The organism is Celeribacter sp., from assembly GCF_048270365.1.
In the GTDB taxonomy this organism is placed as follows: Bacteria; Pseudomonadota; Alphaproteobacteria; order Rhodobacterales; family Rhodobacteraceae; genus Celeribacter.
Map to the genome: position 1 here is coordinate 1 of NZ_JBLWTA010000047.1, position 11,538 is coordinate 11,538.

The 11,538-nt window shown below is 55.0% G+C and carries 10 protein-coding genes; 5 read left to right on the top strand and 5 right to left on the bottom strand.

Annotation, left to right across the window (positions count from 1 at the left end; all coding sequences use genetic code 11):
• Positions 1-49: 49 nt before the first annotated feature.
• The 5 genes from ACN0X0_RS21950 (at position 50) to ACN0X0_RS21970 (ending at position 3,455) form a co-directional block, all read left to right on the top strand.
• Complete coding sequence (locus tag ACN0X0_RS21950) at positions 50-442, top strand: hypothetical protein (RefSeq protein WP_417280981.1); 393 nt, start codon at positions 50-52, stop codon at positions 440-442.
• Complete coding sequence (locus ACN0X0_RS21955) at positions 439-1,302, top strand: hypothetical protein (RefSeq protein ID WP_417280982.1); 864 nt, start codon at positions 439-441, stop codon at positions 1,300-1,302. Before ACN0X0_RS21950 ends, ACN0X0_RS21955 begins: the two co-directional genes overlap by 4 nt.
• Positions 1,303-1,399: 97 nt before the next feature.
• Complete coding sequence (locus ACN0X0_RS21960; protein WP_417280983.1) at positions 1,400-1,645, top strand: helix-turn-helix domain-containing protein; 246 nt, start codon at positions 1,400-1,402, stop codon at positions 1,643-1,645.
• Positions 1,645-2,937, top strand: a complete 1,293-nt coding sequence (locus ACN0X0_RS21965) for a type II toxin-antitoxin system HipA family toxin (RefSeq protein WP_417280984.1) — start codon at positions 1,645-1,647, stop codon at positions 2,935-2,937. The genes ACN0X0_RS21960 and ACN0X0_RS21965 overlap by 1 nt, the downstream gene beginning before the upstream one ends.
• 320 nt (positions 2,938-3,257) lie before the next feature.
• A complete protein-coding gene (locus ACN0X0_RS21970) occupies positions 3,258-3,455 on the top strand; it encodes a hypothetical protein (protein ID WP_303964642.1) in 198 nt (65 codons plus the stop codon).
• A gap of 110 nt (positions 3,456-3,565) precedes the next feature.
• Here the strand turns inward: ACN0X0_RS21970 and ACN0X0_RS21975 are convergent, their stop codons facing one another.
• The 5 genes from ACN0X0_RS21975 to ACN0X0_RS21995 are packed head-to-tail and all read right to left on the bottom strand — an operon-like array spanning position 3,566 to position 11,216.
• Positions 3,566-3,982, bottom strand: coding sequence for a hypothetical protein (locus ACN0X0_RS21975; RefSeq protein ID WP_417280985.1), 417 nt, complete (start codon positions 3,980-3,982; stop codon positions 3,566-3,568).
• A gap of 9 nt (positions 3,983-3,991) precedes the next feature.
• Entirely contained in the window at positions 3,992-7,102 is a 3,111-nt protein-coding gene (locus tag ACN0X0_RS21980; protein WP_417280986.1) for a type I restriction endonuclease subunit R, read from the bottom strand.
• Between the two features lie 5 nt (positions 7,103-7,107).
• Positions 7,108-7,704, bottom strand: a complete 597-nt coding sequence (locus ACN0X0_RS21985) for a hypothetical protein (RefSeq protein ID WP_417280987.1) — start codon at positions 7,702-7,704, stop codon at positions 7,108-7,110.
• Positions 7,705-9,030, bottom strand: a complete 1,326-nt coding sequence (locus tag ACN0X0_RS21990; protein ID WP_417280988.1) for a restriction endonuclease subunit S — start codon at positions 9,028-9,030, stop codon at positions 7,705-7,707. It lies immediately after the preceding gene.
• Positions 9,027-11,216, bottom strand: a complete 2,190-nt coding sequence (locus ACN0X0_RS21995) for a type I restriction-modification system subunit M (RefSeq protein ID WP_417280989.1) — start codon at positions 11,214-11,216, stop codon at positions 9,027-9,029. The genes ACN0X0_RS21990 and ACN0X0_RS21995 overlap by 4 nt, the downstream gene beginning before the upstream one ends.
• Positions 11,217-11,538 lie beyond the last annotated feature (322 nt).

The following is an 11,538-nucleotide window of genomic DNA, read 5'->3' on the forward strand; positions in this document are numbered from 1 at the left end:
TGTGAGGCGTGACAGATCATGAGAGCGCGGCAGGCGGCAGAGAAACGAAATGACATGGGGAACGAACAGGGATCAGAGAAAGAACCTGATACCCAAAGTGATACCCCTAGGAAGAGGAGCCAGCTATGTCATTGAAAGTATTGGAGGCGAGTACCGGAATCGAACCGGTGTACACGGATTTGCAATCCAGAAAGAGATAAAGCAAAAACAACGGCTTAGGGGTGAAAAATGCCCCCTGACAAAAAGTGAACAAAAAGCGAAAGTTTCAAAGCCAAGTTCGCCGGTTCAAAACGAAAAAGGCCCCGTCACAGCGGCAACTGTGAACCGGGGCCAAATAGAAAAAGCCTGTCAGCTTTCAATGGACAATAGCATGGGCCAGGGCCGTATCGCAAACGCTCAGTCTGCTTTTTCATGGCCTCTGACCGGTGAGGTGGTCCAATGAGCTGGCGTATCGCAAACGAATGCGCCGAGCGCCGCTTTGGCAGCGCCGCGCGCAAGCAGATCATCATGTTCCTGGCCGACAAGGCGAGCGATGACGGCTCGGGCATCTGGTGCTCGAAGGGGACCATCCAGCGCCATACAGAGCTTAGCGAGAGCACGGTGAAGCGCACCATCATCGACTGTCTGCGCGAAGGCATTTTGATCGAGACGGGGCGGCGGCACTGCAAGAACGGCTACACCGTCATTTATCGCATCGTTCTGGAGCGCGTGGCCGCGCTCGAACCTACTGCAGAGCCCGATATTGAGACTGGGGTCACTGTGAACCCCGTCCAGCCTGAACCCGGTACGGGGTCCACGGTGAACGGGGGACGGGGTTCACGGTGGACCCCAAACCATCCTAAAACCATCCATAAACCACCTACGCGCAGGCGCGAGGCGGCGGAGGAGGTTGAAGATTTTGAATCTGAGAAGATCTTAGCGGCCTATCCCGAAGATAGGATCCGAGACCGGCGGACCAGTCTGCGCCTGATCGCAGCGGCCGTGAAAGCAGGGGTGAAGCCCGATGACCTGCTGCAGGCGGTCAAAGCCTATGCCAAAGAAAGCGAGGGCTACACGCGCAGCAAGGTCTGTTTCTCGGACAATTGGTTCAAGATGCGCCGATGGGAAAAAGGGCATGCCCAGATACAGGCGGACCGTGAGAAGGCACGAGAGGCCGAAGCCAAAGGTCGTGCCAGCCTCACCGAGTGGAACCGCGAGCGCCATCCCCTGTGTCGTCACATCACCAACCGGCAGGTCGAGGACTTAATTGCATCGAAGCTGGTGACGCCTGAGCAAGTTCGAGCTGCGGGGCTGCAGGCATGAGTGCGGCTCGATTGTTACGCTGTGGCGTAAAAAGTAGATATTTACGTTGCAGCGTAATTTGTTTTGATTTACGCTGTGCCGTAAAAGGAGCCACATCATGGACCTCACAGCAAGAACGGCCGAGCAGATCGGCGAGGCGCTTCGCCGGACGCGCAAAGCGCGCGGTTGGACCCAAAGCGATATCAGCGCGCGCACGAATTTGCGCGTCGCGACGATTTCGTCGCTGGAGAATGGTGACGCGGGAACCAAGCTGGCCACAGTGCTCGCTGTCATGGCAGTACTTGGGCTTGAGTTTCGATTGGTGGAGCGCGGTGGTTCGCTTGAAATTGAGGATATCTTCTGATGGCGAAACGCGGACGTAGCGGCACAATGCAGGTGCTTCTGAATGGAAGGCTGGTGGGGGCCTTGCGTCTCGCTGGCACAGGCGCGATCAGCTTTACCTATGATCCGGAATGGTTGGCATGGGAACATGCCATGCCCATCTCGTTGTCACTGCCTTTGCGCGAAGAGGCGCATCAGGGCGGCCCTGTGATCGCCTACTTGGAAAACCTGCTGCCGGACAATCAGGCGATACGTGAACGCGTTGCCGCTCGAGTGCGCGCAGGCGGCACGGACGCATGGCACATGCTGGATAAGATCGGCCGCGATTGTGTGGGGGCCTTGCAGTTTGTTTCGGGTGAGATCCCCGAGGTTGGCGCACTCGCGGGAGAGCCCGTTTCCGAGGCACAGATTGCGGATATGCTGCGCAACCTCGCAAGTGCCCCCCTTGGCTTGGACGAGGAAGACGACTTCCGTATTTCTATCGCAGGGACGCAGGAGAAAACGGCGCTGCTACGCCACGAGGGCGCGTGGATCCGTCCATCGGGGCTTAACCCAACGACCCATATCCTCAAGACCCAGCTTGGCATACTGCCTGCGGGGATCGACTTGTCTGACAGTGTCGAGAACGAGTTTTTCTGCATGAGCTTCTGCCACGCCATGGGTTTGGATGTGGCGCAGGTCGAGATCGCCGACTTCGAAGACGTGCGGAGCCTTGTTGTGACGCGGTTTGATCGGCGCTGGACCAGAGATGGCCGCTTGATCCGTCTCCCGCAGGAAGATTTTTGTCAGGCGCTCTCGGTCCCACCCAGCCAGAAATACCAAATGGATGGCGGGCCGGGGGTCACCGAAGGGATCGGGTTGCTGACGGGCAGTGATGACCCAGAAACAGATCAGCGCGCGTTCTTCCGTGCGCAGGTGCTGTTTTGGCTCTTGGGAGCGACAGACGGGCACGCAAAGAATTTCAGCATCGCATTGCGCCCCGGCGGGTTCCGCATGACCCCACTCTACGATGTGCTGAGCGCTCAGAAAGCCGTGGATGACGGTCAAATCCGCCAGAACCGGATGCGCCTCGCGATGGCCGTCGACGGTCACTACCGGATCAACGAGGTGGTGCCGCGCCATTTTCTGCAGGCGGCGAAGGCGGCGGGCTATGGTGTCGCGCTGGCGGAGGAGGTCTTGTCGGGCATCGCGACAGAGCTTGAACCTGCCTTGGACAAGACACTAGCCGACCTGCCGGATGGGTTCCCACAGCCATTGGCGGAAGCCATCGCTGCAGGCATACGACGCCGTGCCGCTGCCTTTCATGCCGTATGATCCGCAGATCATATTTCCGCTTTATGATCGGTAGATCATATTGGCTTCGAGCAATCTGCAGTCCCGATGCAGATCTTGAAATTTCCTATCCCAGTCTTGATCGGCTAGCTCAGCGACGGATAGCCAAGCTCAGATCCTCTAGCCGCGTTTCTGATTGCTGAACATAAGCGGGCAGCCGTGTCAGTCGCGGAGCAAGCACCGCTTCAACAAGAAATTTCCCCTGCGCCAGCGCATTCCTCGCGCGGCAAGTTTCTCGCTGACAGCCCCTTGGTGCCCGTTTTGGCCATGTTCATCGAAACACTCAAAGTAAGGATCAAAAAATGGCTACTCAAACTCTGAAACTGAACGTCAAATCCGGCGAAAAAGACGGCAAGAACTTCTGGGACCGCTGCGGCGTGCTCTTCGTCAACACCGACGACAGCGGCAACATCACCTCGATCAACGTCAAACACAGCATGTTCCCCGACGTCGAAATGGTCGCCTTCCCGCGCCGCGATGACGATCCAGTCACTGAGTGACCTCAGCGCCAGGGCGGGTTTCCCGCTCTGGCGCATTGCTGTTCAAAGGAGCGCAGATCGCCGTTTGCGTTTGACACTCTTGGGTTGGATTCTCCATTTAAGAATTTGATTTAATTTATAAAAATGTGAAGTGCGAAGGTTATGGCAATGGCAATTGCACCAAGTCCTACAGTAACTTGCTTAATGATGAAGAACGCTGTTTGTAAAAAATAGGCGGGATGGTTTCTGTTGAATTTGTAGCTTTGCTCCTTTCTCGTCAAAGCATGCTTCACAGACAAGTAAGCACAGAGATACTGAAAATAGTCGCTTGCAATCGAAATGACCGCCAACGCGCCTGCCGTGTTGATCCAGATTTCATAGGCCTGAATATAGGTCTTCGAGAACTCGGCGTCAGAGGCCTGAACGGCGAAAACCCAAGCAACAATTCCAAAGGCAACAAACCGCGTCGTTTCACTTAGCCGCGAAGTGACGACGGTCTTCTGCTCCAAGCGTTCTTTGTGCGCTGCTTTCTTTTCTGCATCGGTCATTTTTGCCTACTATTCACGGTTAACCATAGGTCCGGGGTCGTCCGTGTCTGTTTCATCGTCCGGATCGTCTGAACTGGCATTTGCTCCAACAATTGAATCATAGACACGCTTTACGAGGCCGTTGGCAGCAGCCTCTCGAAACCGATCATCGTTCATTAGTTTGGCAAAGATCTCTTCATTGCCTTCCATGCGTTCGATGAACATGCCTTCAAGCATGGAGTTGAAGACCAAGGAAAAGTTGTCCAACGTGTTCGCCTGCGCGGCCTCACGCAACTTTTCTTTCCCTGTCGCCACCTCGACTACCTGATCGAAGAACAACTCGTCAGCCTTATCGAATTCGGTCCCAAACCGCTCGTTCAACGTGTCGACCAGCAAACTAAGCTGGACAGCTTCATCTTTAGAAACCCCTGACCCTACTTCCGTGGGCCCTTTCAACGGTTCAGCTTCACCTTGCGAAAGGTCGATGCCGCCTTCGCTGATTTTCTGCAGGCGGTAGTATTGCAGCTCGACCTCGTCACCGAGTTGGAATGGATCGTCCTCGGCGCGTTTCGGAAGTTTCGGGATAAGGAGGCGAAGGTAGGTGTAGAGCTTTTCTTGGTCTGAATCCTGGTAGGGTACGACCTGAGACAAGAATGCGTAAAGGTTCCGGAAACTGGTGAGCTTGCCGCGCAGTAGTTCGCGGTCGGCATCTTCCATAGCGGCAAAGCGTTCAACAGCCAGGTCAATCAAAGCATTCATTTTGCGATGATCGGAAGCCGTCGGTTCTTTGCGGTTCTTGAACCAGATTTCGCAAACCTGATCGACTTCATCGCTTCCAAAAACACGCCATTCTTCGATCGAATGCTGCAGTTCGTAAAGTTGGTGCGGATCCGGCGCTTCACCCGCGTCGGTGGTTTCGTAATAATCTTTGAACGATTGGAAAATCTCATCGCGTTCGTTGACGAAATCCAACACGAAGGTGTCTTCCTTGCCCGCTGTCCGTCGGTTAAGGCGAGACAGCGTTTGGACCGCTTGTATACCTGACAGGCGCTTGTCGACATACATGGTGTGAAGCAACGGCTGGTCGAAACCGGTCTGATATTTGTCGGCCACGAGCAGCACCTGGTATTCTTCAGTGCCGAACTTTTCGGGCAATTCGCTTTCTTTGATGCCCTTGTTCATCCCGACTTCGGTATATTCTTTGTCGGGGAAGTCTGGGTCTTTCACCGAACCGGAAAACGCCACCAGTGCCTTGATGTCGCCATAGCCTTTGTCTTTGACATATTTGTCGAAAGCCAACTTGTAGCGAACGGCGTGCAAACGCGATCCGGTAACCACCATCGCTTTGGCGCGGCCACCAATCTTGTGCCGAGTATGATGTCGGAAGTGCTCAATGATCACTTCCACTTTCTGCGCAATATTGTGCGGGTGCAAACTCATGAAACGCGCAAGCTGCTTGGCGGCCTTCTTGCGCGGCACTTCAGGGTCGTCTTCGATCGACTTGATTAGCCCGTAGTAAGCTTTGTAGGTCGTGTAATTCTTGAGCACGTCCATGATGAAGCCTTCTTCGATGGCTTGTCTCATGGAGTAGTGGTGAAACGGCGGCTTGCCGTTCTGTCCAGGCTCATTGAAAACCGCCAGCGTCTTGAACTTCGGCGTCGCAGTGAAAGCAAAAAAGCTGATGTTCTTCTGACGAGGGCGTTTGAGCATTTCCTGGAACAGAGCTTCTTTCGCCTCGTCCGAAAGGTTCTGTTCCTCCTCATCGTCGATGATCTGCTCGGCGATGGTGGCCGCAATGCCTTCACGGTTCAGTACCTTACGGAGCTCCATGGCTGTCTCGCCACTTTGGGAACTGTGCGCTTCGTCCACGATCACCGCAAAACTCTTGCCGGATGTGTCGATCTGAACGCCTTCACCCTTCTTAGAGAGCGTGTCCAATGCCTGCGCGATGAACGGGAATTTCTGGATCGTGGTAATCACAATCGGCACACCGCCGGACAGTGCCTTGGCCAGCTGCTGGGTGTTCTCGTCGATCTTCTCGACTACGCCCTGTTTGTGCTCGAACTGATAAATTGTGTCCTGCAGCTGTTGGTCCAGGACGCGACGGTCGGTGATCACCACTACCGTGCTGAACACCTTCTGATCATTCTCATCGTGCAGGCTCGACAGACGATGCGCCAGCCAGGCGATCGAGTTCGACTTTCCAGACCCGGCCGAGTGCTGAATCAGGTAATTATGGCTCGGCCCCTTTGTCTTGGCATCTGCGACCAGTTTCCGCACCGAATCCAACTGATGATAACGCGGGAAGATCATCGTTTCTTTGCGCGATGTTTTGATCCCGCGCGCGGTCACGACCTTGGTTTCCTTGACCTCCAGATGAAGAAAGCGGGCCAGGATATCCATCAGGCTATCCTTGGTCAGCACCTCTTCCCACAGATAGGCCGTGCGGTAATTGTCTTCATCCGGCGGATTGCCCGCGCCGTGCCCATGCCCCTTGTTGAACGGCAAGAAGAACGTCTTCGACCCGCTCAGACGCGTGGTCATATAGGCCAGATCGGTATCGACCGCGAAATGCACCAACGCCCGTTCCTTGAAACGGAAAATCGGACAGGTCGGATCGCGGTCGAACTTGTATTGCTTCTTGGCGTGCTCGACCGTCTGGCCGGACATCTGGTTCTTCAGCTCCATCGTCACGATGGGCAAACCGTTGACCGACAACACCAGATCGAGCGAGAGGCCCTTTTGCTTGGGGTCGAAATGCACCTGCCGTGTGGCGGTCAGACGGTTGGCGGCATAATCGGCCAAGGCGTCAGGGTTCATGCCAGAGGCGGGCGCGAAATAGGCCAGCTTCCACGTTTTACCGAAACACTTGAACCCGTGGCGCAGCACATGCAGCGAGCCCTTGGCCGACAGCTCTTTGCAGAGCGAGTCCAGCAAGGTGCCCTTGGCGCGTTCGCCGTGGAACTCCTGCAAGCTGGCCCAGCGTTTGGCCTGTGTCGCCTCGATGAAAGAAATAACATCGTCAGGGAACAGCCCGCGTTCGGCGTCAAAGCCTTCAGGGTCACCCAAGGCATAGCCGCCAGCCGTGGTCAGGCTTTCGGTGATGGCATCTTCAAAACGGACTTCGGTATGTTTGCTCATAAAATTCAGCTTATCTTGATATTTCTTTCATGATCCAGCTCTTCCAATGTCTGCCCCCGCACGTCGGCATAGTTGAAATGGCGGATCTTTGGATCAACCCTCAGATATTTTCCGTCGGCTTGCAAATAGGCATCTGCCTCGGTCTTGTCTGTCAAAAGGAATTTGCGGAACTGAAACGGTACCTTGTCGCCGGTATAGTGCTGGACGATTGAATGGACACAGCGACACCAGCTTTCGGTACGCTCTAATTGCGCTTTGACAGTGTCAGCTGGGATGTTTTCGCTTTTGAATTCCAACGCATACACGCCGATGCAGCGCTTTTCCCTTTGGAAAAGCACGAAATCACATCGTTTGGACCACGGTTGTGACGTGTCGTTGAAGAAATGAAACAGCGGTTCAACGTTACCCTTTCCGTTCTTTTTGTCCAATTTGAGCGCAAAGGTGGGGCTGCTAAATTTCAGGTCGACCGTCCGGGTTACTTGCCCTGTTCTGGTATCGACTTTTTCCTTGAGTTTGATCTCATCCACGCCGCGAGCAAGTTTATAGTACTCCGCAAAATAGCTTTCGAGACAGTCGAAATACGTACCAACATCAGTGGCCATTCATGCCACCTTGATCTTGCCGGTCACTGCGTTGGTGATCAGTGCAGTTCGGTATTCGAGCAGGTGTTCTATCGCTTCACGTGTCTTCTGAGCGGTTTGGTCGATCGCTTGCGTTTCGTTGGTAAGCTGGTCAACAATGGCTTGCTGCTCATCAAGTGGCGGGAGAGTTATCGGCAATATTGATTGATACCCTTCGCTGAGTGAAGGAACCGCGCCGGGATTGGTATGCTCCCCAAAATCGACCGTACTCATCCAATAGAACCCCCAGAGCGGCAGGACTTTGGATGGGTCTACGATCCAGGCCGTCATGTTATTGTCGATGCAGCAATTAGCTGTCGAAATACGACGCCGGTTCAGAAGGAGAGCCGCGCCAATCTTTGCGTAAAGAATTGCATCAGGCGGAATGACGGTCGCGCGCAGCTTCGCAGCAGTCTCACGGCTAATTGTGTGGGGAGCGGATGTGAGGTGGATACCGTCTTCCGACTTCGCCAGATCTCCCACCTTATAGAAATAGAGTTCTTCGCCCTGAACATTCTGAAATTCATGCGGAAAGCCAGCACCGCCGATGAGAGTTCCAACATCCTTTAGCCGTCTCACTTGCCAGTGTGCGGGTACTTGATCGAACCAAACGACGCCGCTGGGTTTTATGGGGGCGTTGGGGTTGAGGCCTTTGGTGACGGCGTGGGTGATCAACGCGGTGCGTTGTTCGGCCAGAAGGCGCAGAAGCTCTTCCTTCTTGGCGATCAGATCGTCAATCTCGGCCGTCTTCTTATCCAAAAAATCCGCGATGGCGGTTTGTTCTCCGATGGACGGCACGGGAAATGGCGACGAATTGACGTATTCAGTCTCTAGTGACTCGACGGTCGTTCCCGGCTTGCTCCACAGATCGACCAAGGTCTTTTGAAGCCCCTCAATGACCCAGTAGATGAACTCCGACTTCAGTTCGCGGAATGGCAAAAAAACCCGCATATCCTGATTAACGGTTACGGGGACACGGTTGATGGCAGCTGGAATGGAGTGTCGCAGAATACCGGACCGAACGACCATCATGACGTGGCCTGGATAAATCAACCCACTTGCGCTTTGCAAGGCACCCAATTCGGTTAGGTGGTCCTCGGTGTCGTGGATTTCTTTGCGCTTCATGTCCTTGGGCGAAACCCATGGAATCGTACCGTCAATCCAGAACTGATCCTCGTTCTTAGAGGGCGTTGAGCCTCCTTTGAAACGGGTCGCATAGCTAAGCCGCTTTACCTCCCACTCTTCAGGCACCTGCCCAAGCCATGGGACGCCGCTGTCCTTGTATGCCGGATAAGGGGCGTAGCTCATGCGGTGATCCCCTTAAGCATCTTCATGATGTCGCGGGTGACATCGTCGATATCTTTTTCGATTTTCTCCAGCGCGCGCGGCGGCTCATAGACATAGAAATGCCGGTTGAGCGGAATTTCATAGCCCATCTTGGTTTTCTTGTGATCGACCCAGGCGTCGGGCACATGCGGATGCACCTCGGCGGCCAGATAGATTTCGACGTGTTCGTGTACGAGATCGGGCAGCTGATCATCCGTCACCTCGCCTTCACCCGCGTTCAGCATGGGCAGCTCGATATCCTTGGGCAGCGGCACCAGTTCGGTATCGCGCAGCTCGGTATCCGGCTCGGGATTGCCTTTGGCGTCGGTGCAGGTGTCGGCGGTCTCATCCCGTTCCGACAGCGCGCTGAGGATCGCCTTGCGGATCGGCGCTTCGAGCTTGATGCCTGCGGTTTTGAATGCGGCGTTCAGTGTTTTGATGAAGTCAGCACGGTTCTTGACCAGCGTATTTGGCATGCCCTCCAGCACGGCAATGATCTGGGCCTGTAGCGCTTTGCCAGCCTCTTCCTCCGCCGCGATGGCGGCACTGTCCTTGCGCTTCTTGCTTTCGGACAGCTTGGCAAAGGCGGTTTCGCCCGCCAGCCGTGCGATGCGTTCTTTGCTGGCCTGGAAGTTCAGCTTGAGCGGGCGTTCGACGGTGATCTTGAGATAGCCGAAGTCGCGATTGTCGAAGATCTTGGAACAGATCCGTTCTTTTGTCTTGCCGTCGATGATGACGCGCGAGGTGTCATCATGTTTGAATTCGGCATAGAGGCGGGTGATCTCGCCGATGTGGTCTGGCTCACCGTTCTCGCCCTCAGCAAGCCTATTTCGTTTGTTGCCAAGGCTCTTTCGCATCTTCAAGAAATGCTTGGTTCCGTCGATCAACTGCACCTTGCCGCGCCGCTCGGGGCGTTTGCGGTTCGAGACAATCCAGACGTAAGTGAAAATCCCGGTGTTGTAGAACATCTGATCCGGCAGCGCGATGATCGCGTCCAGCCAGTCATTCTCAATAATCCAGCGGCGGATGTTGCTTTCACCTGAACCGGCGTCGCCCGTGAAGAGGGGCGAGCCGTTGAAAACGATAGCAATCTTGGAGCCGTCGCCGCCAATCTCGGGGCTCGGGCGCATCTTGCTGATCATCGTCTGCAGGAACAGAAGCGCACCGTCATTGATACGCGGCGTACCCGCTCCAAAACGACCCGAGAAGCCAAGCGCGTCTGCCTCTTTTTGCACGATGGCTTGCTGCGATTTCCATTCGACGCCAAAGGGCGGGTTGGCCATCATGTAGTGGAATTTCTTGTCCGGGTGACCGTCCTCGGATTTCCCGTCTCCCAGCGTGTCACCGAAGTGTATGTTGTCGATCGGTTCATCCTTGATAAGCAGGTCTGAACAGCAGATCGCGTAAGACTCCGCGTTGTATTCTTGGCCGTAGAGGATCAGGTTGGCCTGGGGGTTCTGCTCGCGGATGTATTCCTCGGACACCGAGAGCATGCCGCCGGTTCCGCAGGTCGGGTCATAGATCGTGCGCGCGATGCCGGGCGTGTAGACGTCTTCATCCTCGGTATACATGAGGTGGGCCATCAGACGGATGACCTCGCGCGGGGTGAAGTGATCCCCAGCTTCTTCGTTGGCCTGTTCGTTGAACTTGCGGACCAGCTCTTCGAAGACGTAGCCCATCTGCAGGTTGCTAACGCGATCGGGGTGCAAGTCAACTTCGGGCTTGGCGAACTCTTGGATCACCATGAACAGACGGTTGGCGTTGTCGAGCTTCTCGATCTCGGCATCGAAGCCGAATTTTGAGAAGATGTCTTTGGCCTTGGGGGAGAAGCCTTCGATGTAGGTGACCAGATTGCGCGCGATGTTATTCGGATCACCGAGCAACTTTTCAAAGTCATATTTGCTGACGTTGTAGAGCGGTTGCTCCCGGTCATCGGTTGCGGTCTTGCCGAGGATCTTGTGGATCGCGTCTTCACTGTGGCCCTGGGCCTGCAGCTTTTCGTACTGTGCGAGCACTTTGTCTTTATTTGGAGCGAGAACCAGGTCCATGCGCCGCAGCACGGTCATGGGCAGCATGACACGACGATACTGCGGGGGACGGTAAGGGCCGCGGAGTTTGTTGGCGATGCTCCAAATGAGGCCGACAAGTTTATCGTGGTTCTGGTTCAAAGGATTTGCCCTCAACTGCTCAAATTTGTTGCAGGCAATTTATGCTTAATCTCGGGCGTTTACCATCCGAATTACGGGGTAGCGTAAAAACACTTCACTTTCTGGTTGTGGCTTTTTTCGTTGTTGAATGCGTCTGTACCAGGGCTCAACGGGCCGTTGGCCCGCTCACCCCGATCCAGACATCATTCCTTTTGTTTGGTCCGCCCAACATCCCTGACCGTGGCGGTCAACCTTAGTCCATCCCCAAAATCAGCCACCAATTTCCCCTGTCTCGCGGGCGAGCCATTCCTCGCGGGGCAAATTGGCGTCGGATTTTGGCGCA